The sequence below is a fragment of the Arthrobacter sp. SE2 genome (assembly GCF_058244265.1).
On sequence record NZ_JBZAYA010000001.1, the window covers coordinates 271,688 to 294,103 of the forward strand.

Genomic DNA, 22,416 nt, shown 5'->3' on the forward strand with positions numbered 1-22,416 from the left:
GGAGCCAGAATCATGGCAATAATCAAGACGGCAATCGTCGGCAACGATGGCCGAGTGAAGGACGAAAGCCTTCCGACCAGGCTCGGAGTCGGGCAGGTTCTTGGGCTTGTCCAGGCGGCAAAAAGCCCTGATCTCCTGATCGTTGGAGCGGTGACTCTCGACGGTTCGGACCAGGTTACGAGCGCTGCTGTGGCATGGCCCGACGGGACACCGGGCACGCTCACGATCACAAGCCGAGACGCTAGCGGGGCGGTACTCGCCTACAACATCACCTACGGCTCTCCGGCCACGAAGACATTCACGCAGCCGACCATCACCCGCAACGCCAATGGCGCGGCGACCAACGTACCCCAGATTGTGGTGAGCTAAATGGGTATTCTCGACGCTCCCTCCCGTCCCCCGTTCCTTCGCGGGTCTTCGATCGCCTACTTGGGTGATAGTCACGTCCAGGGACCCTTCGCCACGTACAACTACGGCGATGCGTTCCCGCTTCACGTGGGTTTGGCATCGCAGCAGAAATACACGTCGGCCGGATTTCATGGAATCGGCGGCGAGCGCTCCGATCAGATCTTTGCCCGGGTTCAGACCGCCTTGGCTAGGCGCCCTACCTACCTTCTGGTTCAGGCCGGAACCAATGACATCGGCCAGGGCATCTCGGGTGGGCAGTCCGACATCCAAATGGTGAACACCATCGCCACCAACCTCAAGGCGATCTATCGGTCAGCGAAAGCCGTGGGTTCGATCCCTGTGGCATGCACAATCCCACCCCAGAACACCGCGGGACAGCGGCAGAGGGTCATCCTCAAGGTCAACATCTGGATTCGTCGCTACGCCATCCAGAACGGCCTGCCGCTCGTGGACTTCTACACGCTTCTGGCCAAGGACGGGATAACAGCCACCCCGGCGGGAAACTGGAAAGATGCCTACGCCTCTGACGGTACGCATGGCAATGCCGCAGCCGCAGTAGCCATCGGCGCCCTCGTTGTGTCGACTCTGAACGCAGCCGGCCCTGCTGGCACCATGCCCGCCCTGTGCACAGACCTCGTGGATTCCGGTCAGGGAGTCTGGCTCATGCGCAACCCGCTGTTCCAGTCGACGTCAGGCGACCTCAAGAAGCCGGACAACTTCAGCCCCTTTGGTGCACCGACCACCGACGCGAACACCGTGTACAGTCTCGTGACCGACGCCCAGGTGCCCGGCAAGATGCAGCAGATCGCCCTGAATGCATCAGCTACTGCCTCAGGTGGTCTCCAGGGTGTCAGCACGGTTACAGTGGCAGCCGGTGACATCATCGCTATCGGGGGATACATCACGACCGATGGCGTCACGACTTCGCAGGTCCAGATTCAATGCGGCGGCGGGACCACGTACAAGCCGGTCAGCTTGGGGATAGGCGCAGCCGTAAACCGCGGCGTCTACTACATGGAATTCGCTGCCCCTTCCTCCGGGGCTGTCACGGTGAATCTTCTTACGGGCCTACGCGCCGGATTTGCGGCAACCGTGGCCTTCAGCTATCCGTCAGTGGTCAATCTGACCGCGGCCATCGGAGAGACCGCGGCCCAGAGTCCAAATTAGTCCTGCTTCGTGATGGCTACCGAGACGATGATCGACCTAACGAAGATCAAGTAAGCTAGACAGCCATCGAGCGGGGGTACTCTGCTCGGCATTCGTCAGAGCAGAGCGCAGGCTCCGCCCAAGATGCGGGGTTCTCGGAAACGCGGACCCCGCATTCCGCGCATCGACGCGGACGGTTGATCCAGATCAACAATCGGTCTATCGGCCTTGTCCCCATGCCAAAAGTATAGGGGTCAAGTCAAGCTTGGGGCGTTCGTTCCGCACGGGCGCCACTCAGGTCTCGTCCTCTCCGGATGCCTAAAGAAAGCGGCACTCTCTCATCAAGCTGTACCCCGGTGGCGAGCAGAACCTTTTCAGGTCTCCGTCTGATGAAGAAGTACGCCACCAGAATTACTGAAAGGTTCGCCATGGACTGCAGCAGAGATCCTCGAAGGACAAGGATTAGGTAGAACGGAACGATCGACCCAAGCACCCCCGGGATAGAACTGGTTCGCAACGTCATCTCGGTTTTGCGATCTAGGCGACGGATTAGAACACCTACCAAGAACATGCCAACTACCAAAGCAACCCAGCCGCCATTCACCATGAGCTCGCCCCACAGAGGTGCTGACAGGTTTCGAAAGTCGTAGAGCTTGAAATCCGCGAGCATCGCGCCAGTGTCGATCGGTTTGTCAGGCCAAATGCTCCTAGGCACCCAGAAGAATAGAACACCCAACATTTGACTGCCCCACGTGTGTCCGTAGGACGCCACATACTCGACGGCGTTGGTGATCTGCGACCAACTGTCGAAGTCTCCACTCAGCATGGCCTCGAGCGGGTTCTGTGACTTCGTGCTGGCAGGAGTCAATGAGGATCGGAACATGTCCGCGATCGGAAACAAGTAGACCATTCCGAAGATCGAACCCAGAGCGACAAAACGAAACCTGCCAAGGGTCGAGAAGGCGCCCGTCGATGCAAGAACGGCTAGAAGAACGGTTCCGAAAACGTAACGTGGGCTGTTGATCGGATTGACGCTAACAAATAGGCAGACGAAGACCACGAAGGGGAGGAATCGTCCGGCTCGCTCGCCGACTGCCTTCCTTGCCTTTCGAAAATGAAGATGGCCAACCATAGCAACTAGGAGCCCCATTTGTGTCCCACCGGTCACGAGCGATGCAGTTGTGCGATCGGACCAAACTACATTCCGAAGGTAGTCCAGATTCAACCGGCTAATGAAGAGGTTCGAGAATCCAATCTTTGATGTGTAGTAGGCAAATACTGCAATCGCGACGATTGAGAGGAGATTGAGTCTCCCGTTGCTGAGTTCGGGCAGGCCCTTAGCCTCCGAAGCATCTTTGGTTCGGAACAGCCAGGCGCACAAAAATGCCGCGCATCCGACTAGGACTACTGCAGTTGTCGTCCAGTCAAGAGTGTGATTGATGTTTCTGGCTGTATCAGTGTCTTGCCCCAAGCGAAGCTGAATCATTGGTGCGATTCCAAGGAAGACATAGACAAACAGCCAAAATGTCATAGAGAACAACCGGCGACTTCGTGATCCAAGGACCACCGAAAAAGCGCAACCTGAAACGATAGCAACGAGAAGCGGCCCAACGTAGCTGCCGCCCGAGGCCTCCCCTGGGGTACCGAACTCGATCAAGATTGGTGCGATCGCACAAAGGGCTAGTGCGACAAGGGTAGCCAGGGCCGGGTTCGGCATTGGCATCTTCACCGCAATGTTCTGAGCCACTTTGGACGCTTGCGACATGAATATCCCCCGGTCAGGCCAACGATTTTCCCATCGTACAGGCTCCAAACAACGGTTCAGTCGAACATCGCTCCGGTTGGCGATCATCGCGCATCTGCGATGATGTGGCCATGAGACTATCTTCCCGGGGTGCGATTGAGCGCGCCGTCACGTCGGTCGCCCTAGGTCTAGTTGGACTGGGCGTGCTTGTAATACCTTCCTCCGTGTCCGCTCCCATCGCCGCGGGCTTGTCGATTGTCGCAATCGGGATAGCTAGATCGGCGCGAGGGGGAACCGAGGAGGACAGCACGCCAAGGTCGGTCGCGAATGCTGGCGTCATCATCGGTGTCGTCGTGTTGGCTGACATATTCATCGGACTCGGCGTCATGTGGTAATTGAACAATGTGTGATCCACGCCGAACGGTGAAGAAACTTCAACTTCACGCGCGTCAGTGGACCTGCAGGTAGTCCCAGCGATCTTGGCACTCAGCCGAACAGAAATCCGTCTTCACTTTGCGGGGCATTGGTTTGTCGCAGAATCGACAGGATTTCTCGCCCCTGAATAGCCGTCGTAACCGCGTGAACACGTTCGGACCTCCCCGTTGGCCTGTGCAGTTTGCTACCCCAGACCATGAGCTGTCTTCATGCGGAGTGGTAACCAACGTAGCTTTGCTTCCGCGCGCTCGAGGCGATCTTTACGAATCCTTTACGCGTGGGCTTTGAAAATTACCTGTGAGGATCCTGATGTTTCACGTCAGGTTGCAACCGATGAAACCGAGGTCCGGAGAGAGGCTGTCGAGTCGTGGCAACCATCCTTGATGTTGCGGACGCCAATCGCCTATGCTGAACCGTCCGGCCCCTGACTGGATGCGCGCCGGAATGCGGCCCTGTGGGATTGGGGTAACCGGCAACCTAGCGGGCCCGTGTACCCGCGCCCACGACTACACATGTACAGCCCCTCACCGTCCCCCACGGTGAGGGGCTGTTTTGTCGTTTAACGCACTCTTGGGTCGATGGTCCGGCGCCGAACCCTGGACGCTTCCACCCAGACTTCTTTGCGGCCTTCGTAGTAATCCATCGGCCAGGGCACGGACACAAGCACGTGCACCTTCGTCCACCCGTATGCGAAGGCTGGCACCTCGTGGCTTTGCCCGTTGTTGTAATCCAGCATCACGAACACAGGCAGGGGCTCTTTGGCCCTTGTCGCGCCCTCCACGGCCGCGGGATCCACGGCCGGCACCACAGGCGTGGGCCTATGCGCGTGCGGCGGCTGCCAGAACTTCTTTTCCTCCACAGCCCGAGTCTGCCACCGCAGGCAGACAAAAAGTGCGGGGAAGAAAATGTGATTCGGCCGGATGAGGAAAACGCTGAAGGGCCACCGGCATCACGCCGGTGACCCTTGAGGTTGTCCTCTGATATGGACTTAGGCAGGAACGTCGAACCGCTGGCCTTCCGGCTTTGACGGCAGGATCGTGAAGATGAGCAGGGCCAGTCCACCGAGGAACGGGACGAGGCCGATCAGGATCATCCAGCCACTGAAGTTCACATCGTGGAGGCGGCGGACTGTGAGGGCCAGAGACGGGACGATGACTGCCAGGCCCCAAATGACCAGGAGAATGACGCCGACGATCATGCCAGGACCCGGAACCATAGCCCCGGAGTCACTGAGGGTGGCACCCGCGGAGCCGGCCACTGACATGATGATGTTCAGCACGATGCCGACGACAGCGGAGATGAGTGTCCACCACCAGTATTCGCTGCGGCTGGCCCTGCCGGTGAAGGTAGCGTACTTCTTGAAGAACCGGCGTGCTGCCTCACCGATGGGGGCACCGTAGTACGGGGCCCAAAGCGGGACGGTACTGCCGGCCGGGACGGTCTCTTGCTGCTGGTGCGACAATGGATCTCCTAAATAGACGAGTGATGACGACTCATCGTAGGGGTCCAAGCCAGCTGAGAAGTTGTCCTGCAGATGAAATTCCGGAGGCGTGTCGGAACTAGCGACCGCGATCGAGCGTTGAGGATCTTCGCCTACCCCGCAATTTACAGGCTCAGGCGGCCGGCTGGATGAGTTCGGGGCCGTTGTTCCGCACGTAGTTGACCTTGTCGCTGACCACTCGCGGCACGAGGTGCGGCTCGGGCATGGAGTCCAGCAGGGCCCGGACATCAGCCTCGGACGTCGTCTCGGGGTCAAGCCAGTCCGAGAACATTTCAGGCGGCACGATCAGCGGCGTGCGGTCATGGATGTGGCCGAGCGCGTCTGAGGCCGCCGTCGTGATGATCGTGGCCGTACGCAACCACTTCTCAGGGTGCCCGTCCGGCAAAGCAGGATCCGGCCAGTTCTCGAACAATGCCGCGAACGCCAAGATCTGATCATCGGCGTCGTGCAGGTAGGTCGGAATCTTGCCACCGCCCGGGGTCTTCTCCCACTCGTAATAGCCATCGCCAACAAGCAATCCGCGCCTGGCCGAGGCTGCCTTCCGGAAGGACGGCTTCTCTGTGACGGTTTCCATCCGGGCGTTGATGAGTCGCGCACCGCCTTTGGTGTCTTTCGCCCACGACGGCACGAGGCCCCAACGCGCCGTGACCAGCTTCCTCGTCACAGGATCGTCGTCCCCGGAACGCCGGTCCAGGATCAATGGCACGGTATCAGTTGGGGCGACATTGTAGGAAGGCTGCAGCTCATCGACGTAAGACTCATTGACACTGAAAGCAGCCATAAGGTCGGCAGCCGATTTCGAAACAACGTAGCGTCCACACATACCCCAATCATGCCTCCGAGGTTTGGCCCCTGCCAGTTGCGCAGTGCCCGCAGAGTCTGTTGGATGAGGGAGAGAACAGGACTGTTTTTGTGGTCGATAGGGGAAATAAATGGCGGAAGTTGCTGACCAAAGTACATGGGCCCAGGTGAAGTCTTATCTGGGAGAGAGTATGACACGGTATGTTCTAGCAGTCGCCGAAGGGGACACCAGCACGAATCTTTCGCCCAAGCAGAGCGAAGTTGCGAATACGCTGGTCCGGATGTTCGCCTCTTCTCAACTCGAGGCCTGGAACCCCCTGCTGCGCATGCACCATATTGCATCAGTTCTTTGCACCCATGACCCGAGCATTGGCCTAACGCGTGCTACACACCTGCACTATTACAGCGGGGGCCAACCATCGGCCCTGTATCAGGAGGATGACGAATTGGAGGCAGCGCTTTGTCGGCTGGCTCTCGACATTTACCCACTCTTCCTGATCGGGGGCAGGGGCGACGGATCCCAGTTCGACGTTACGACGTTGATGTGGTCCAATCCTCAACGTCAGACTGTGTTGAAAAAGATGTTTCAGGAAAAAGAGCCGCTCATGAAACTCTTCCCTGACGCGGACTTCTCCGACGATCCGACTGGGATAACCTTCGATCTGACCTCCTACGCCCGCTGGTCAAATGGTAACGGCGGAACCATCCAGATGACCGCAGTTCCACAGGCAATTCTGCTCAGGGCTCCCGGCGCATTCAAAGAGGGTCTGTCACCCCTGAACTCGTACCTTTGCTCGGTCAGAGAAACCCTGGCCTCTGCCCGAAATCTGGCGGAAGGCAAAGAGACAAAAATACCAGCGATAGTCGGATGCTACAGCGTATCTTTCGCCGATGGCCTTCTTGAGCTCCCTTTGGACGGAGCACGCTTTAGGCGCAAAACCGCCATTGACAACACTCTTCTCGCTGAATCGCCTCACGAAGCAATAATTTTGGAAGTTGAAGTGTCCCTGAAACTCGCTGGCCCGGCCGAATCAAATAGGGAGAAATGGCCGACTACCTTCGGGCCCGACAATGGCGAAGGCGAAAAGTTCCATGAGAACCTGCAGGACCGGATAGATCGTGCACGGTTGGCCGTCCTGCTCTCGTCAGGTGAGGACGAAGTTCTGGCTGTGGGGCAATCTTTCATCAGCGTGCCGAACCCGCTCTCACTCGGTGGATCATGGGGAAAGAGCCCACTTGCATGGCCGATTGCCCCTTTCCAATCGAGGCAGTTGGTCGCGGATGACGTCGAGGGTGTGACGGAATGGGATCAGATTCTGTCCCAATTACCAACAGGGATGCAAACCGGCGTCCAGCGACTCCTGTCAGCCGTGAGCGAGAGGTTTAGCCCTCACGACGGCTTCATTGACGCAGTCATCGTCTGGGAGAACTTATTTGGCGCAGCTGGGGAAACGAAACTGAGAGTAAGCGGAGCCCTTGCCTGGGTACTTCATCCTGACGACGCGGAAGCCCGCGCAACGTTCTTCCAAAAAGCTGGGAAGCTCTATGACGACAGAAGCAACCTTGTGCACGGCAACGACAAGAAGCGGTTCACGATGACGGAAGCTACGGAACGTCGGGACAACTCGGTTCATATCGCAATAGGTGCCATCCGCGCCGTAATGCGGTCGGATCAACTTAGAGGAGCCAAGGACTCAATTGAGCGCGGCAAGCTGGTTGTGATCAATGGCGTTCGATGAGTTGTCCCGCATTACCACCCGGACACATCTTTCTGAAGAAACTGCCACGTCCAGGACTTCCACAGCTGCAACGTCCAATGCCTTGGATAGCTTGAGCAAGAAGCTGCGTGCGCTCCCGTGCCGAAAAATGCCGGTGGAGCGCGTTTGAGTACACCCGCGGGTACGCCAAACCACAATCTGGGACATTTTGAGCACATGACCAAAGAACCATGGTTCCCTTTGTTTGCAAGGGAACCGTGGTTCTTTCTGTTCGAGCTTCCTATCAGAATCGAACCTATGACCTTTTCATTAGGGGTCAAACGCGAAGTGATTATGAGTTCAGCACGACCGACTTCTGGCCTTGGAACTCCTCCTCAGTCAAGATTCCCTTGTCGCGAAGCTCGGCCAGCCGCTCCAGCTGCGTGATGACGTCCTTGGCGGGCGGCGTGGGAGCCTCAACTGCTGGCACGGTCTGGGCGTCCGCCGCCGCAGCGTCAGATGCCTTGGAGAGGCGCGCGTAGACGCGCAACGTGGTTTGCGGATCCTCGTGCCCGAGCCGGGCCTGCACGACATGGACCGGGACGTTGGCGTCGAGCAGGTGCGTGGTGTGGGCGTGCCGGATCTCATGTATCCACGGCTTGCGGTCCAACTCCCCCGATTCGAGCAGTTTCACCATCAGCGGTTGCCAGACGTCTTTGTGGAAGCGGTTGTTTCGGACGTACTCACCGTCAGTCATTTGGAAAACGTATTCGTCCAGGCCCAGCGGCTTCATGTGTTCGGTCAGATCGGCGGACAGGGTCACGTTGCAGGTGACGTTGCGCCTTGCCTTCTTCGTCTTAGGAGGCCCAATCTCTTCGCCTTTGCCAACGGACTTCCATGCCCGAGTCACGTGCACAACGGCGCGCCCAGCCTTGAATGTAATGTCCCGCCGGCGAAGCGCGGTCGCTTCCGAGTACCTCAAGCCAGTTCCAGAAAGGAACCGGATGAATAGCGAGTAGTGCGGCTCGATGCGCTCGGAGAGCATGACGAGATCCTCAGGCGAGAGGTAGACGGCTTCGCGGGCCCCGTTGAGGTCGGCCTCGGCGACACCCTTCGCCGGGTTTCGGGTCATTATCTCCGCGTCCATCGCGGTCACGAAAGCGGCTGAGAGCAGCGCGTGGATGTTCTGTTTGGTCTTGCGTCCGAGAGGTTGGCCCGTGGTCTGGTTGGCGCCCTGCTGGACGGTGAGGTCGTCTAGCCAGTCGATCACCGCAGCCTTGTTCACCTTGTCCACTGGCGTCTTGCCAAGGTCGCTGGGGTCGATGTGAGCGGCGGCTATGCGGCGATACTTGGCGATGGTTCCGGGCTGCGGCTTCCGCAGCAGATCGATGTGGTGCTTCACTACCTCTGAGACCGTCGGCTTAGTGGAGTTCTTGCGGACCTTCGCCTTCTCCGCAAGTTTGTAGGTGTTGCCGTTGGCGTCGAGGAAGTCCTTGAGCTCTCGCGCCTTGTCTCGCGCATCTCCCGGCGCGTAGTCCTTCTCGGAATATGTGCGCGATTGTAGTGCGCCGCCCGGCTCGCGCCACGTCACTGTGTGCGAGGCGCCACCGTTCGTGAGTTCGCGGGTACGGATGCTAGCCACGGGCAGCCACCGCCTTTCGGCGTGCGCTGAGTTCGCGATACTCGTTGGCGAGCCACTCGGAGGGATGCTCGCCACGCTTGCGGAGTTCACGGAGTACGGTCCGGTCAGCCGCCCAGTTCAGTTCGTCGGTTCGGCTCCACGGCTCCCCCGCTCGTTCGGCCTGTACCGTTCTGCCTTCGTTCGCTTCCATATCTAACCCCAATCGCTACCGTTTCGCGCCAACAAAATCGGGGTTCTCGCCAACAGGCAAAAAGAAAACCCCTAGATCACAAGGATCTAGGGGCTATCTTAGGTGGAGATGGGGGGAATTGAACCCCCGTCCGATGTCGTGTTGTCAGGGCTTCTCCGGGCGCAGTTCGCGTCGGACTTTCTCGGCCCCAGCTATCGTGCGAACAAGTAGCTGATCCGGGCCCAGTCATCTAAGAGTCCCGCTTGCCTCGATGACGAAGGCAAACAGCAGTGGCTATCTAAATGACGCCAGGATCCGGGGCAATAGCAACCTCGGGCTGACGGACTGTCTTACTGCTTAGGCAGCAAGAGCGAAGTCAGTGCGCTTTGAATTGGCACTTATTGGTTTGCAGACAGCGTTTACGAGATAATTCTGCATCCTCGGCCCGCTTCACCTGTCGCGACTAACATCGTCGAAACCGATCATCCCCGTATTTTGTTATCAATCCCCGCAGCACGATGATCGCTCGAAACCTACCACCATGAAAACCTGCCAGGTTAATCAGCATAACGCATCGCGGCACCTGAACATTCCGGGACACGCTTTGGCTAGCGACGCACTTGGCAGCGTTTTGCGGGCAAGTCAGCGGCGGTTGCGCTCGCGCAGTTCACGCAGTGATTCACGCTTGTCCTGCTGCTCGCGCAAGGTCTGCCGCTTGTCGTAGTCCTTCTTGCCTCGAGCCAACGCAATCTCGACCTTGGCACGTCCATCCAGGAAGTACAGCTGGAGCGGCACGACCGTCAGCCCTGTCTCGCGGATCTTGCCGGAGATTTTGTTGAGTTCCTCGCGGTGAAGCAACAGCTTCCGACGGCGGCGCGCGGCGTGGTTGGTCCAGCTCCCCTGGTTGTACTCAGGGATATGGATGCCCTCCATCCACAACTCGTCATTGTAGAAAGTACAGAAGCCATCCACCATGGAGGCGTGGCCTTCACGCAGGGACTTTACTTCGGTTCCCATGAGGGCAATGCCGGCCTCATAGGTATCCAATATGTGGTAGTCATGCCGAGCCTTACGATTGGTGGCCACTACCTTACGGCCACTTTCCTTGGGCACGGTAGAACTCCTTGGTTGTCGAAGAATCACACTAGTCTACGCCAGCAAGACCTTGTCGTGTGGGCTACAAAAGGTTCATCGGGTCAACGGCCTGCCCGTTCACCCAGGTCTCAAAATGCACGTGGCAACCAGTGGAGTTACCCGTGGTCCCTGAATATGCAATGAGCTGACCTTGGCTCACCTGCTGACCGGAAGAAACCACCACGCTGGTGTTGTGGTAGTAAACCGTGGTCAGGGAATCACCATTGATGACTCCGTGCGATATCTTGACACGGTTGCCACCGCCGTCGTTACCCCAGCCCGCTGAAAATACCGTGCCGGCAGCGGCTGCGTATACCGGGGTTCCACAGGGGGCACCGAAGTCGATGCCCGTGTGCATGTAGCCACCCTGGCCGTAGAAATCGATGGTTCCAGGCGGCGTCGCACGCCAACCGAAGCCCGAGGTGATCGGGATGTTCGCAGGTACTGGGTGGATCAGGCCAAAGTTGGAGCGCGGGTTGCTCGCTGGCGGCACGAAAGCTTGCGGGGGTGCCTGGTTTTGCGCCTGGGCGGCTGCCGCAGCGGCTGCGGCCAGTCGCTGCTGTTCGGCCAACCATGCTTCGCGCAGTTTGCGGTCGCGTTCCGAGATTTCCGCAGCGACTGCGTCCTGATTCGCCTTCACTTGTTGGAGCTGGGCCTGGATCCCGGGCTTGGCCGCTTGAAGCTGGCTGTTAAGACGGGTGGTGTCGGAGATGAGCTTGTCCACCTCGGCCTTCTTGGCAGCGGCATCATCGCGGGCTGCCTTTTCGCGCTCAAGCGCCGCGTCCGCTTTCGCCTTGAGGTCGCGGATTTCCTGTTCGACGGCGGTGAGCCGGGCTTGGGAGTTAACGTTCGTGGCGCTCTGCTGCGTCAACTTCGTCATAGTGGCGTTCTGGCTGCGCATCGCCTGGTTGGCGAGGTCCATGGTGTCCGTAAGGTTGCCGCCGTCGTTCGCTCCGAACATCAACGCAACGTTCGTGGGAACGCCACCGGATTTATATGCCTGAGCCGCGATCTGGCCGATGAGCTTCTTGGTGTCGGTGATCTTTTGCTTGTCGTTTTCCAGCTGCTGGGTGATCTGGGCTTTGCTCTGCTGCGCCAGGTCCACGCGGGCCGCCAGGGCGTCCGCCTCCTTTACCGCAGTGGCAACCTTGCCCTGGGCTTCGAGAAGTGCCTGTTGAGCTCCTGGGAGCTGTCCCTGATAGACCACAAGGTCGCCGGCTGCCTTCGCAATGTTGGCATCAACGAATTCCAGGGACTGCTGGACGCGAGCAGATTCCGCGTTGAGGGCGGCCTGTTGGTCATCGAGGTTGTCAGCGTGTGCCATGGGGGCAGTGCCAAGGCTCGCCGCGAGTGCAATGGCCAGCACAGAGCCAGCAACCTTCGCACGGCCACTAACTTTTCGCAGCCGCAACGCAGCCTGGTACTTCCGTGTCATCGGCTGTCCTGTTCGCCCGGGATCAGTGCTCTTCATGGCTAGACCTTGAGATATCGACGGAGGGTCAGAAGTGAAGATATTCCAGCCAGGCCGCCGCCCAACGCTATCAGGACCGGAGCAATCACGAGTACCTGGGCCGAGGAAATAAACGGAGTGTTCAGGAACTGCCGCGACAAGTCACCATTAAGCCAGAACTGGGCAACCAGCCACAGTGTGCCGGAAGCCAGGACTGCACCCACGACCGCGGCGATCACGCCTTCAAGGATGAACGGCAGTTGGATAACGGTCTTCGACGCTCCAACGAGGCGCATGATGCCTGTCTCCCGCCGCCTGCTGAACGCGGACAACCTGATGGTGGTGGTGATGAGCAGGACTGCGCAGAAGATCATGACTCCCGCGACCACCATTGCCGCCACAGAGGCGCCGTTCATCCACTCAAAGATCCGTTCAAGGACCTGGCGCTGATCGCTGACGGTCTCCACCCCGGCCTGGGAGGAGAAGGTCTCGCTGATGATCTGGTACTTCTGGGGGTCCTTCATGTTGATTCGGAAAGACGAAGGAAGCTGGTCCTGTGTTACCGAGTCAACGATCGGAGAGTTGGAGAACTGTTCCTTGAAGTGCTTGAACGCATCGGCCTGTGATTCGAACTGGTAGTCGGTGATGTACTGCTTGACTGTCGGCGAATCGAGCATTTTGGCCAGGTTGGCCTGCTGCTCTTTGGTGACCGCGCCCGAAGCGCATCCCGTCGACGTCGAGGAGTCGTTGCAGAGGAAGATGGCAACCTGGACTTTGTCGTACCAGTAACCCTTCATCTGGTTGATCTGCATCTGCAGCATGCCGGCCGCGCCGACAAAGGTGAGGGAGACAAACGTCACCAGGACTACGGAAATCACCATGGACAGGTTCCGGCGCAGGCCACTGCCGATCTCGCCCAGGATAAAAGCGAGCCTCACTGCTGGACCCCCTGTGCGCGGTCGATTTCAGCATCGCTCGCGTCCTTCATTCGCCGGGACTCTCCCACCACCGGAATCATCGAGGTGTACAAGGCCCTTGCCTCATCACGGACCACCACTCCGTTCCGGAGCTCCACTACGCGTTTGCGCATCTCGTTCACAATGTCGTCGTCGTGCGTTGCCATGACCACAGTGGTGCCGTTCTGGTTGATCTTGTCGAGCACACCCATGATGCCCATCGAGGTGATGGGGTCCAGGTTTCCGGTGGGTTCGTCCGCCAACAGGATGCCGGGGCGGTTGACGACGGCGCGGGCGATGGCCACGCGCTGTTGCTCGCCACCGGACAGCTCATGGGGCATGCGGCGTTCCTTGCCTTCAAGGCCAACAGTCTTCAGCACTTCCGGAACAGTCTCGCGGATGATGCTGCGGCTTTTGCCGATCACCTGCATGGCGAAGGCCACGTTGGCGAAGACATTCTTCTGCGGCAACAAGCGGAAGTCCTGGAAAACGACGCCGATTCCGCGGCGAAGCTTGGGGACCCGCCAGCTTGAAATGTTGGCTACGTTCTGGCCTGCGACGTAGACCGAACCGGATGTTGCCCGGTCTTCCTTCAGAATGAGACGCAGGAACGTCGACTTGCCGGAGCCCGAGGCCCCGACGAGGAAGGTGAATTCTCCACGGTCAATCTCAAGGTTGACAGCATCCAGCGCCGGACGGGCATTGGGGTCGTAGACCTTGGTGACATTCTCAAATCGGATCATGACTCTTCAGAACCCCGCCGGACATGCCACGTTCGACCAGTCCAACCGCCAGCGCACGGGCTTTCGTTGGGGGAAGTTGAGCGCCGGCTCTTCGACTATACGCACGCTCCGCGGCGGAATCGCGGGCTTGGTGCGGTGTGTCGCCCAAACGGGCGGCAGGGACGGACGTTCCCGGTCCTAACCCAGGCCTCGTTTGGCCAGCATCTCCTTAAGCGCGGGTTGAATGTGGTAGCCGTAGTACATCGTCATGTGTGTGCCGTCCTGCTTAATTGGTATGTTGCCCACAAACTCAGGGCACATCCCGTCCTGCGTGCAATACAGCTCCCTTGTGTCCACGTAAACACCGCCGGGGACTGCCTCAACCGATTTGCGGTCGGCCGCCGAGATGTCGACCCAGAGCTGACTGACGCCACCCAAGCACGCCTGGGGTCCTTGTACAGGGCTGTAACACTGGCGCGGGTCTTTATCTATCGGCGGCGGGCTCAGCAGGACTTTCTTCTTCGCGTTCGGAATCTTGGACAGGATCGCCGTCATTCCAGCACCCCAGTCCTCGGCCGTAGCAACTTTGCCTGTCGTTGACATGCGCTCCGGGAAGTGTGTGTTGCCAATGAAAACAATGTCCGGAGACATCTCCTGGATGACTCGGACGGCCTCAGCCTTCCGGTCATCGCAAGCCTTCCCCTCTTCAGCGGGCTTGGCGATCGGATAAAGATTGAACGGGCATCCATAGCGTCCCAGAACCCGGATATTCCAACCGTTCTCGGAATAGAGTTTGATCAAAGGAGTCGCCCATCGCATGGAGATGGAGTCGCCGACAAGAACGGCGTGCTTTTTGGCGTCTTTGGGTCCCCAGGTGCATTGATCCGCCGGGTGTTCACCGGCATCGCCACAAGCGTGGACCCCATCCGGGTAGGGGTCCTTGGCGATGATCTCTTCCAGGGACGGCGAGAAGGTAGGCCATTCAGTGGCCCCCACCGCGGCCTGCAGTTCTGCTTGAATCTTCCTGGATTCGGGTCCGTCCACGGGAAAACCCTTCCCGGCACTGCTGGATTCGATCGTCGAACCGCCTGACGGCGAGGCCATCGGGAAGATTGCCAAGCGCGCCCCCGTAGCGCCGACCAGAACGGTTAGGCACATCGCCAATCCCAGAGCGGAACGGACAAAGGTCCGCGTTGATCGTCGCCGTTCCGTATGCGGCCGCTTCTCTGCCTTGGAAAGCCACCGGCTATTCCGGATGGGATCTTCCACAAGCCGGAACGAATAGTGCGCCAGAACCAGCATGAGCAAGCCAGCCAACACGTAATAGAACAGGTCGGCTTCAAGGAAGGCGCCCAGGAATATCACCACGGGGAAATGCCAGAGGTAGAGGCTAAACGAGATGTCGCCGAGATGTTGGCTCGCCCTGTTGGTCAAGGGCTTCAGGAACTTTTGCTCTCCACCGCATCCGGCTGCGATCACCAATGCCGTTGCCAGTACAGGTATCAATCCAACGGGCGCGGGAAATCCGGAATCGGGAGAAACCAGGAAAACGGACGCGACGATTCCTAGCAGGCCTAAGTTCGCGGCAACGGGACGCAGCCGATGCGGCAGCTTCTCCAGCCACGGGACAGCGAATGCGAGTATTGCCCCGATCCCGAGTTCCCATACGCGTGAAAAGGTGTCGTAGTAGGCGGCCCCCGGGTTGGTAGACGTTGCGAACAAAGCCCAGGCGAAAGATGCCACGGTGATGCCGGTGATGGTCAGGACTACCGGCTTCATCGACGTCGTTGCCTTCGCGGACAGCTTCCTGGTGAGCAGCAGGACTGCGAGCATTACCCAGGGCCAGATGAAGTAGTACTGTTCTTCCACGGCAAGCGACCAATAGTGGCGCAGGGGCGAAACCGGCCCGTCAGCCTGAAAATAGTCACTTCCAATGACCATGAACCGCCAGTTCGCCGAAAAAAGGGCCGAGAAGACAGCGTCCCAAACAGTTGCGTGCCACCGCTGGGCGGCAAAAAGGAACCGGGCCGCGATGACGGTCACCGCGATGACCAGCAGCGAAGCTGGGAGGATCCGCTTGACGCGACGCCTGTAGAAGTCCACAAACGAGATCCGCCCCGCGCGCCGCCATTCACGGATGAGGAGCCCTGTGATGAGGAATCCGGAGATTACGAAGAAGATATCGACCCCCACGAAGCCGCCGCTGGGCCAGTGGAGCAGGTGATCAAGTACTACCGCCGCTACGGCCACGGCCCTAAGACCCTGGATATCCTTGCGAAGTACGGTTTTGGTCGCCCTAGTTTTCTGCATTCCGCCTTGCCTGCCGTCGATGAGTGCCCCGTTAAAGGATGACGTATGCGGCGTCGTGAGTCGAACTGGCCGAATCAGCTTAGCCATGATTACCTGCCAGTGATGCGGCCCGGGCAATCCGATGCGATAGTGGCATGCCTCAGTTAAGAGGGCATGACCAATCGGGCCGGTGCCGCCTACCCTTCGGCGTTGCGGTTGCCAGTGCGCCAGCGAATGCCGGCGTCGATGAAGTCGTCGATGTCGCCGTCGAACACCGCTGACGTGTTGCCCACTTCGTGTTCAGTCCGCAGATCCTTGACCATCTGGTACGGATTGAGGACATACGAACGCATCTGGTCCCCCCACGATGCCTTGACGTCACCTGCGAATGCCTTCTTCTCAGCATCTTCCTGCTCCTTTTTCAGGAGGAGGAGCCGCGATTGGAGCACGCGCATTGCGGCTGCGCGGTTCTGCAGCTGGGACTTCTCGTTCTGCATGGAGACGACAATCCCTGAGGGGATATGGGTCAAACGCACTGCGGAGTCCGTCGTGTTGACGGACTGGCCGCCGGGGCCGGAAGAGCGGAAGACATCGACGCGGATCTCATTGTCGGGAATGTCGATCGAGTCGGTCTGCTCGATAAGCGGGATGACTTCGACGGCGGCAAAGGAGGTTTGCCGGCGGCCCTGGTTGTCGAAGGGGCTGATGCGGACAAGGCGGTGCGTCCCGGCTTCGACGCTGAGGGTACCGAACGCGTACGGCGCTTTGACCTCGAAAGTGGCTGATTTGAGGCCGGCCTCTTCGGCGTACGAAGTATCCATGACGGTAGTCGGGTAGCCGTGGCGTTCCGCCCAGCGAAGGTACATGCGCATGAGCATTTCGGCGAAGTCCGCCGCATCAACACCGCCGGCGCCCGCACGAATCGTGACGACGGCTTCGCGTTCGTCGTATTCGCCCGACAGCAGAGTTACCACCTCAAGTTCCTTGAGGGCCTTGCGAATTGAATCGAGTTCCGTGGCGGCTTCGACCATGGAAGCGTCGTCGTCCTCGTCCTGGCCGAGCTCGACAAGAACCTCAAGGTCGTCGATACGGCCCGTCAGCCTGTTCAACCGTTCAAGTTCGGACTGCCGGTGGGACAACTTCGACGTAATTACCTGCGCGGCAGCTGGATCGTCCCAGAGGTTCGGTTCACCCGCTCGCTCGCTCAATTCTGCGATCTCTTCCTTGAGCTTCTCGACATCGGAAACCTGTTCGATGGAGCGGTAGGTGGAGCGAAGCGCGCGGATTTCTGCGGGAAAGTCAATCTGAGCCATGGTTGTTCCAGAGTACGCCATCCATTGGTGGCCTTGGCACGGGCACTGGACGTATGACGCTTGGAACTCAGCGGGTCAGCCTGGAACGCGCAGTGGAACGGGCCTCGATCGGAACACCGTCGGGGAGCAGAAAGCTGACCACGGGCGGATGGGCAACCGCGCTCAGCACAACTTCGGCCGTGGTACTGTCCGGACTTCCAGTACCCGGCGCGACGGCAAGTTGATCGAACCGTGAATGGGCGCCGTTTTGCCTGAGGTATGACACGGTAACGCTCCGCACCCGCTCACTGTTGAGGACGGCCGAGGGCGTTTCAGCGCTATTTTCTACTTGGCCGAGGGTATAGCTGTCCGCAGCTGCCACCGAAGCTCCGTCCGCCACGGAGAGGAGCCTCTTATGTTCGATGTAGATGGCGGAGGCCGCAGCAACGACCGTTGCCAGCAACAACGCGATCACCACATAGCCGATGGTCAAGACCATCAAATGGCCGTCTTCCCCCTCCGATTCACGGGACTGGAGCCTATTCCTCCTCACGGTATGGTCCCTCACCTGAACCGCCCGACGATTTGCGTGGCCGACGCACTCAGATTCGCGGCGTCCAGATTCAGGGTGTCCCCAAAGGGCAGCATGGGCAACGGCACCGTGAGCTTGACTGTCACCGTGACCGCAGCACCCGCCGACAGGCAATCGCCGCGGTCGCACGCGACGTCGACAAATGCCCGCTCCGCGGAATGGCCATAGTCGGCAAGGGTCAGAAGGGCAGCCTGTTCAGCGGCGACGCGTCCCTGGGAGCTGTCCTTCTGCATGACATAGACCTTGGCGGCTTGATCCGCTGCCCCCACGACGGCGAAGGAACCGCCCTGGATCTGTCCAATAGTGACGATGAAATAGACCACGGGAACCATAAGCAGGAGGGATAGAAGGATGAACTCGAGCACTGCGCTTCCCCGCTCAGAGGCACACCGGGGGCCGGTCGATTCCCGGCCCTCGGCGAGTGGCAGGCAGGCCGCCTTCCGGAAGCGGGAAAGCGCTGCACGGCGAAGATCAGCCGGGAGTCGCAGCATGCCCCCTCACCTCCAGCGCCGCTCCGGGTCCGATCAGCCCGATAACCGGCAAGGGTGCCCGGACTGTCACTACCAAGGTGCGGATTCCCTGGAAGCTGGCCTCCGACGTCGAGATGTCCCGTGCAAAATCCGCGTTCAGCGCCATTCCGATCAGGTCTGCGGTGCGCTCACGGGCATCGGCCGGCGTGCGGTCGGCGAGAGCGCCGTAACGGGCACCGGACGAGGCCGCATCAATGAGGGTATTGCGCACGTGCAACACGAGGGTCAGTTGAACGACGGCGAGGAAGAACACCGTCAACAGACCCCCGACCAGCACAAAATCCACGACGGCGGAGCCCTGTTCATCGCTGCGGCTGGCACTGGCGCCGCCGCCACGTCCTGCTCCCCGGCTGCGGAACGGCACGGACTTACTTTCCGACCTTGCTCATGGCCTGGTTGAAGAGTCCCTCAAGAGCCGGGCCGGCCAGCGCCAGCAGGCCCGCGACGAGTGCCGCGGACATCAAGGTGATCATGACCCAACCGGGGACATCTCCCCGCTCGGGATGACCATCGTCCGGGACCGAACTTTCATTCGGGGTGGTTCTCAGCGATGGTCTGGACGGCGGGAGTGTCCACAACTGGCACAGCAAAAGTCCTGGAGCCGCCAGGCTTCGGCGTCCGGGCTTATTCATTCTTCCCCAGTTCATTTTTCCCCATTTCGCTGTGCAGGAATCGTTGTGATCCGTGCTGGTTTATGTTTGGCATTCAGGCGGACGCCCATGCGATGGAGGTGAAAAGGCTTGTCGGAGACGGCCATCAGAAACCAAGTTCCAGCGCGGCCAAGCCCGGATAGACGGCGAAGATCACGGTGAGGGGCAGGACGCCGAAAACCAGCGGCACCATCATGGCGATTTCCTTGCGGCCCGCCGCTTCCATCAGCTCCCGTTTGGCTGAATCGCGGACATCCGCAGCTTGGGCCCGCAAAACATCGGCCAAAGGGGTACCACGTTCAACGGCAACGACAATCCCATCCACGAACCGAATAAGCGGGCCGAGCTCGGTTCGTCCCGAAAACTCGTGCAGGGCGTCAACCAGCGGCGTGCCGGCCCGCGTGGCGGCCACTACCAGGGCAAACTCCTTCGCCAGCTCGCCGCGGGCCGTCCGACACACTCGATCGAGTGCACCGCTAGCGCTCTCCCCCGCACCCACCGCCAGGGCCATCAATTCTGCAAGGCTGGGGAATTCCGCCAGCATCCGCCTGTGCCTTCGTTTGATCCGCACCCCCCGCATGTAGTCGCGGAAAAGAAAGCCACCCAGTGCACAAACCAGAACCGAGGCAACCGCAAGCCCCGGATTGAACCGTCCACGGGTGGCACTCACGACCACCACAACAACCGCCGTGGCAAAGCCCGCCGCCGCCCATAGCAGCTGCTCCGCGCGGAAGTCCAGCGCGGACTTGCCGGAACCGGACTTTGCCAGCCTCTTGTTGAGAGACGTGGTACCAAGGTTGAACTTAGTCAGGTAGCGGAGGGCGTCCCGGATCGCCGGCCGCAGAATGCGCTCCAAAGGGCCGAACGGTGCGATGTCCGGGGTTGTGGACAGCAGGCGCGATTCGAGGTTCTGGGACCTGAGTTGCGGCTCGATGCGCTCCGCGAAGGGAGTGGCCCGCATGAATGGCATGCGAACAAAGATGAGCCACAACCCGGCTCCCAAAAGAAGTCCGCAGAACACGGCCAGGGCAGTCAACGCAGTCATCGAAGCACCCTTTCATCTTCAGGAAGGGCGGCAATGCGCAGCATCGCCCAGTAACAGAAGCCCGAGACCAACAATCCGCCTCCAAGAACGGTGACTCCCGCGGCCGAGTTGTACGCGGCGACGGCTTCCGGCCTGCTGGCCAGCAGCATCAGGACGATCCACGGGGCGGCAACGGCCAGGCGCGCCCCATTGATGGTCCATGATTGTCGTGCCTCGAGTTCACGGCGGGTCCTCGCGCTCTCGCGAAGGAACTCGGCGAGAGTTCCCAAAAGGCGACCTAGATCGGATCCGCCCACGTCGCGCGTCAGCCTGAGCGCCTCAATGATCCGGTCGGCAACGGGATCGGCCAAACGCTCCTTTAGCTTGCCCAACGCCGCATCGAAATGGCCGCCGGAACGGTAATCCGCAGCAAACTCGCGGAAGAGGACCCGCAACTCTTCGGGGCCCTTGTCGCCAAGTTGGATAAGCGCCTCGGGCAGCGAAAGTCCTGCGCGGATTGCCGAGCGCAAATGGTCGACGACATCGGGCCAGAGCTCCCGGAGCATGGCGGTCCGCTTGCGCGCCCGCCAGCTGACAACGGCCAAGGGAAGCCACGCGCCGAACAAGCCGAAACACGCTGCAATCGAAAAGGACGCTGTCATGACGTAGATCACCAGCGTGGTGAAAAGGCCCAATCCTAGGCACGATGCGATGAATCCCCCGCCGCTCACCTTTTCGATCCCGGCAGTGAGCAACAAAGACTCAAGGCGTTTCGGTTTGGGCTCCTTGGCGGCAAGGGGGTGCTGTTCCCATGCAGACCACCAGACAAGAAAGACACCCAGGCCGCAGAGAACGCCCAGCAGCGGCGCCATCAGTGCTGTTCCAGGAGCGCGGCGACGTCAAAACCTGCCCGGGCGAATTTCTCGACGGCCGGCATGGAATTCGAAATGGCTTGGAGCCTGCCGTCCTGCATCGCGAATACCTTGGACGACTCAATGATGCCGTTCTCCACGCGTCGCCCCAGCGAAAGGATCTCCGTGACTTGCCGGCGACCGTCCGCCTGGCGGCTGCAATGGACCACGAGATCGATGCAGGATGCCACGGTCGGTACGACGAACGCACTCGAGATGTTCCCACCGGCCAGCAGCGGCAGGGTGCAGATCTTGGTCACCGCGTCATGGGCGGAGTTGGCATGGACGGTACACATGCCCGGAAGGCCAGAATTCAACGCAATAAGCATGTCCAGGCTTTCGGCTTCCCGGACTTCGCCCACCACGAGGCGGTCCGGCCGCATGCGAAGAGCCTCTTTGACGAGCCGGCGCAAGGGAATTTCGCCTTGACCCTCAAGGTTTGGCTGGCGGCACTGGAGTCCAACGACGTCTCGCAGCGGGAAGTGGAGTTCAAAGATCTCTTCGACGGTGATGACCCGCTCCCGGGAGCCGATGTTGGCTGCCAGGCAGTTGAGCATTGTGGTCTTTCCTGCCTGGGTGGCTCCCGAGACGAGAATGTTCAGTCCACTGGCCACCGAGGCGCCCAGGAATCGGGCTGACTCGGGCGTCAAAGTACCCAGGTCCACTAGATGCTCGAGCCGGGTCGCCTTGACCACGAATTTGCGGATATTCACAGCCCAATGGCGGCGGGTGACGTCGGGAATGACGACGTGGAGCCGAGAGCCATCGGGCAGGGCCGCGTCCACGAAGGGTGAGGAGAGGTCCAGCCTGCGCCCGGAACTCTTAAGCATCCGTTCAACAAGGTCGCGAACCTGCTGCTCGGTGAGGCTGATCGAGGTAAGTTCGGACTCGCCATTTCGGGCAACGTAAACCTCATTGGGTGCGTTGAGCCAGACCTCTTCGATGGTGGGGTCATCCAAGAGTGGCTGGAGCGGCCCGAAGCCGGCAACGGCGTCGAACACGTACTTGCGGGCAGTGTCCAAGTGTCCCAAAGGAGGCAAGGGGCCCAGGAGCGCCCGCTCATCGTAGTCATTCACGGCGGCCTCGACGAGCCGGTGAACTTCGACTGCTTGACTCAAAGGATCCAGCCCACGCCGACGAATCAGCTCCCGGACTTCGTCCTCGACGATGCGCAAAGCCTCCATGTTCCCCCCAATGCAGCATGCGCCCAGGCGCTGCGGAAACCTTCAACAGGCTTAAGGCTAGGGGAGGTTGCACTCCAGGGCCAAGTCATTTTTGAGGAGGTTGTGGATAACTGTTCACCCACTAGTCACACAGGCATCA

At 59.9% G+C, this 22,416-nt stretch carries 23 protein-coding genes and 1 other RNA gene; 4 read left to right on the forward strand and 20 right to left on the reverse strand.

Annotated features, from left to right (window positions below; genetic code table 11):
- Positions 1 to 12: 12 nt before the first annotated feature.
- Both AC4CS3_RS01410 and AC4CS3_RS01415 read left to right on the forward strand, forming a co-directional pair.
- Entirely contained in the window at positions 13 to 369 is a 357-nt protein-coding gene (locus AC4CS3_RS01410; RefSeq protein ID WP_490781896.1) for a hypothetical protein, read from the forward strand.
- Positions 370 to 1,575, forward strand: coding sequence for an SGNH/GDSL hydrolase family protein (locus AC4CS3_RS01415; protein ID WP_490781897.1), 1,206 nt, complete (start codon positions 370 to 372; stop codon positions 1,573 to 1,575).
- Between the two features lie 238 nt (positions 1,576 to 1,813).
- Here the strand turns inward: AC4CS3_RS01415 and AC4CS3_RS01420 are convergent, their stop codons facing one another.
- Entirely contained in the window at positions 1,814 to 3,301 is a 1,488-nt protein-coding gene (locus AC4CS3_RS01420) for a hypothetical protein (RefSeq protein ID WP_490781898.1), read from the reverse strand.
- Between the two features lie 128 nt (positions 3,302 to 3,429).
- Here AC4CS3_RS01420 and AC4CS3_RS01425 point away from each other — a divergent pair, with 128 nt between their 5' ends.
- Positions 3,430 to 3,693, forward strand: coding sequence for a hypothetical protein (locus AC4CS3_RS01425; RefSeq protein ID WP_490781899.1), 264 nt, complete (start codon positions 3,430 to 3,432; stop codon positions 3,691 to 3,693).
- A 599-nt stretch (positions 3,694 to 4,292) separates the two neighbouring features.
- On the opposite strand, the gene AC4CS3_RS01430 is transcribed toward AC4CS3_RS01425, so the two are convergent.
- The 3 genes from AC4CS3_RS01430 to AC4CS3_RS01440 all read right to left on the reverse strand — a co-directional run bounded on the left by AC4CS3_RS01430 (position 4,293) and on the right by AC4CS3_RS01440 (position 6,057).
- Positions 4,293 to 4,592, reverse strand: a complete 300-nt coding sequence (locus tag AC4CS3_RS01430) for a hypothetical protein (protein WP_490781900.1) — start codon at positions 4,590 to 4,592, stop codon at positions 4,293 to 4,295.
- A 129-nt stretch (positions 4,593 to 4,721) separates the two neighbouring features.
- On the reverse strand, positions 4,722 to 5,195 hold the full coding sequence (locus tag AC4CS3_RS01435; protein ID WP_490781901.1) for a DUF805 domain-containing protein: 474 nt from the start codon (positions 5,193 to 5,195) through the stop codon (positions 4,722 to 4,724).
- A gap of 151 nt (positions 5,196 to 5,346) precedes the next feature.
- Entirely contained in the window at positions 5,347 to 6,057 is a 711-nt protein-coding gene (locus AC4CS3_RS01440; protein WP_490781902.1) for an SOS response-associated peptidase, read from the reverse strand.
- A gap of 109 nt (positions 6,058 to 6,166) precedes the next feature.
- Here AC4CS3_RS01440 and AC4CS3_RS01445 point away from each other — a divergent pair, with 109 nt between their 5' ends.
- On the forward strand, positions 6,167 to 7,774 hold the full coding sequence (locus tag AC4CS3_RS01445; protein ID WP_490781903.1) for a hypothetical protein: 1,608 nt from the start codon (positions 6,167 to 6,169) through the stop codon (positions 7,772 to 7,774).
- Between the two features lie 310 nt (positions 7,775 to 8,084).
- Here AC4CS3_RS01445 and AC4CS3_RS01450 read toward each other — a convergent pair whose 3' ends face one another.
- From AC4CS3_RS01450 to AC4CS3_RS01525, 16 genes are all read right to left on the reverse strand, one after another.
- Positions 8,085 to 9,374, reverse strand: coding sequence for a tyrosine-type recombinase/integrase (locus AC4CS3_RS01450; protein ID WP_490781904.1), 1,290 nt, complete (start codon positions 9,372 to 9,374; stop codon positions 8,085 to 8,087).
- Complete coding sequence (locus AC4CS3_RS01455; RefSeq protein WP_490781905.1) at positions 9,367 to 9,564, reverse strand: hypothetical protein; 198 nt, start codon at positions 9,562 to 9,564, stop codon at positions 9,367 to 9,369. The genes AC4CS3_RS01450 and AC4CS3_RS01455 overlap by 8 nt, the downstream gene beginning before the upstream one ends.
- Before the next feature lie 100 nt (positions 9,565 to 9,664).
- Positions 9,665 to 10,033, reverse strand: a transfer-messenger RNA (tmRNA) gene (gene ssrA / locus AC4CS3_RS01460).
- A 152-nt stretch (positions 10,034 to 10,185) separates the two neighbouring features.
- On the reverse strand, positions 10,186 to 10,656 hold the full coding sequence (smpB, locus tag AC4CS3_RS01465; RefSeq protein ID WP_028264808.1) for an SsrA-binding protein SmpB: 471 nt from the start codon (positions 10,654 to 10,656) through the stop codon (positions 10,186 to 10,188).
- A 64-nt stretch (positions 10,657 to 10,720) separates the two neighbouring features.
- Positions 10,721 to 12,112, reverse strand: coding sequence for a peptidoglycan DD-metalloendopeptidase family protein (locus AC4CS3_RS01470; RefSeq protein WP_490781906.1), 1,392 nt, complete (start codon positions 12,110 to 12,112; stop codon positions 10,721 to 10,723).
- A gap of 38 nt (positions 12,113 to 12,150) precedes the next feature.
- The gene (ftsX, locus tag AC4CS3_RS01475; protein ID WP_236811828.1) at positions 12,151 to 13,065 is read right to left on the reverse strand and encodes a permease-like cell division protein FtsX; all 915 of its coding nucleotides are present in this window, start codon (positions 13,063 to 13,065) and stop codon (positions 12,151 to 12,153) included.
- Positions 13,062 to 13,826: a cell division ATP-binding protein FtsE gene (gene ftsE, locus AC4CS3_RS01480; protein ID WP_059387583.1), complete on the reverse strand. Its 765-nt coding sequence runs from the start codon at positions 13,824 to 13,826 to the stop codon at positions 13,062 to 13,064. The genes ftsX and ftsE overlap by 4 nt, the downstream gene beginning before the upstream one ends.
- Positions 13,827 to 14,003: 177 nt before the next feature.
- A complete protein-coding gene (locus AC4CS3_RS01485) occupies positions 14,004 to 16,115 on the reverse strand; it encodes an acyltransferase family protein (RefSeq protein WP_441411677.1) in 2,112 nt (703 codons plus the stop codon).
- Positions 16,116 to 16,291: 176 nt separating this feature from the next.
- Positions 16,292 to 17,407 (reverse strand): peptide chain release factor 2, encoded by a 1,116-nt coding sequence (prfB, locus tag AC4CS3_RS01490; RefSeq protein ID WP_236811830.1) that lies wholly within the window; start codon positions 17,405 to 17,407, stop codon positions 16,292 to 16,294.
- Between the two features lie 67 nt (positions 17,408 to 17,474).
- Complete coding sequence (locus AC4CS3_RS01495) at positions 17,475 to 17,885, reverse strand: pilus assembly protein TadG-related protein (protein WP_490782096.1); 411 nt, start codon at positions 17,883 to 17,885, stop codon at positions 17,475 to 17,477.
- Positions 17,886 to 17,950: 65 nt separating this feature from the next.
- Entirely contained in the window at positions 17,951 to 18,469 is a 519-nt protein-coding gene (locus AC4CS3_RS01500) for a hypothetical protein (protein ID WP_490781907.1), read from the reverse strand.
- Positions 18,450 to 18,872 carry a TadE family protein gene (locus AC4CS3_RS01505; protein WP_490781908.1) on the reverse strand — a complete coding sequence of 141 codons (423 nt, stop codon included), beginning with the start codon at positions 18,870 to 18,872 and terminating at the stop codon, positions 18,450 to 18,452. The genes AC4CS3_RS01500 and AC4CS3_RS01505 overlap by 20 nt, the downstream gene beginning before the upstream one ends.
- A 4-nt stretch (positions 18,873 to 18,876) precedes the next feature.
- Positions 18,877 to 19,140, reverse strand: a complete 264-nt coding sequence (locus tag AC4CS3_RS01510) for a hypothetical protein (RefSeq protein ID WP_490781909.1) — start codon at positions 19,138 to 19,140, stop codon at positions 18,877 to 18,879.
- A 124-nt stretch (positions 19,141 to 19,264) separates the two neighbouring features.
- Positions 19,265 to 20,203 (reverse strand): type II secretion system F family protein, encoded by a 939-nt coding sequence (locus tag AC4CS3_RS01515; RefSeq protein ID WP_490781910.1) that lies wholly within the window; start codon positions 20,201 to 20,203, stop codon positions 19,265 to 19,267.
- On the reverse strand, positions 20,200 to 21,054 hold the full coding sequence (locus AC4CS3_RS01520) for a type II secretion system F family protein (protein ID WP_490781911.1): 855 nt from the start codon (positions 21,052 to 21,054) through the stop codon (positions 20,200 to 20,202). The genes AC4CS3_RS01515 and AC4CS3_RS01520 overlap by 4 nt, the downstream gene beginning before the upstream one ends.
- Positions 21,054 to 22,277 (reverse strand): TadA family conjugal transfer-associated ATPase, encoded by a 1,224-nt coding sequence (locus tag AC4CS3_RS01525; protein WP_490781912.1) that lies wholly within the window; start codon positions 22,275 to 22,277, stop codon positions 21,054 to 21,056. The genes AC4CS3_RS01520 and AC4CS3_RS01525 overlap by 1 nt, the downstream gene beginning before the upstream one ends.
- Between the last annotated feature and the right edge of the window lie 139 nt (positions 22,278 to 22,416).

Coding starts and splice junctions, on each gene's coding strand:
- AC4CS3_RS01425 (WP_490781899.1), top strand. CDS start 3,430: ATGAGACTATCTTCCCGGGGTGCGATTGAGCGCGCCGTCACGTCGGTC.
- AC4CS3_RS01500 (WP_490781907.1), bottom strand. CDS start 18,469: ATGCTGCGACTCCCGGCTGATCTTCGCCGTGCAGCGCTTTCCCGCTTC.
- AC4CS3_RS01525 (WP_490781912.1), bottom strand. CDS start 22,277: ATGGAGGCTTTGCGCATCGTCGAGGACGAAGTCCGGGAGCTGATTCGT.
- AC4CS3_RS01485 (WP_441411677.1), bottom strand. CDS start 16,115: ATGCAGAAAACTAGGGCGACCAAAACCGTACTTCGCAAGGATATCCAG.
- AC4CS3_RS01510 (WP_490781909.1), bottom strand. CDS start 19,140: ATGAATAAGCCCGGACGCCGAAGCCTGGCGGCTCCAGGACTTTTGCTG.
- AC4CS3_RS01455 (WP_490781905.1), bottom strand. CDS start 9,564: ATGGAAGCGAACGAAGGCAGAACGGTACAGGCCGAACGAGCGGGGGAG.
- AC4CS3_RS01410 (WP_490781896.1), top strand. CDS start 13: ATGGCAATAATCAAGACGGCAATCGTCGGCAACGATGGCCGAGTGAAG.
- AC4CS3_RS01495 (WP_490782096.1), bottom strand. CDS start 17,885: ATGGTCTTGACCATCGGCTATGTGGTGATCGCGTTGTTGCTGGCAACG.
- ftsE (WP_059387583.1), bottom strand. CDS start 13,826: ATGATCCGATTTGAGAATGTCACCAAGGTCTACGACCCCAATGCCCGT.
- AC4CS3_RS01415 (WP_490781897.1), top strand. CDS start 370: ATGGGTATTCTCGACGCTCCCTCCCGTCCCCCGTTCCTTCGCGGGTCT.
- prfB (WP_236811830.1), bottom strand. CDS start 17,407: ATGGCTCAGATTGACTTTCCCGCAGAAATCCGCGCGCTTCGCTCCACC.
- AC4CS3_RS01440 (WP_490781902.1), bottom strand. CDS start 6,057: ATGTGTGGACGCTACGTTGTTTCGAAATCGGCTGCCGACCTTATGGCT.
- AC4CS3_RS01520 (WP_490781911.1), bottom strand. CDS start 21,054: ATGGCGCCGCTGCTGGGCGTTCTCTGCGGCCTGGGTGTCTTTCTTGTC.
- AC4CS3_RS01445 (WP_490781903.1), top strand. CDS start 6,167: ATGGCGGAAGTTGCTGACCAAAGTACATGGGCCCAGGTGAAGTCTTAT.
- AC4CS3_RS01515 (WP_490781910.1), bottom strand. CDS start 20,203: ATGACTGCGTTGACTGCCCTGGCCGTGTTCTGCGGACTTCTTTTGGGA.
- AC4CS3_RS01470 (WP_490781906.1), bottom strand. CDS start 12,112: ATGACACGGAAGTACCAGGCTGCGTTGCGGCTGCGAAAAGTTAGTGGC.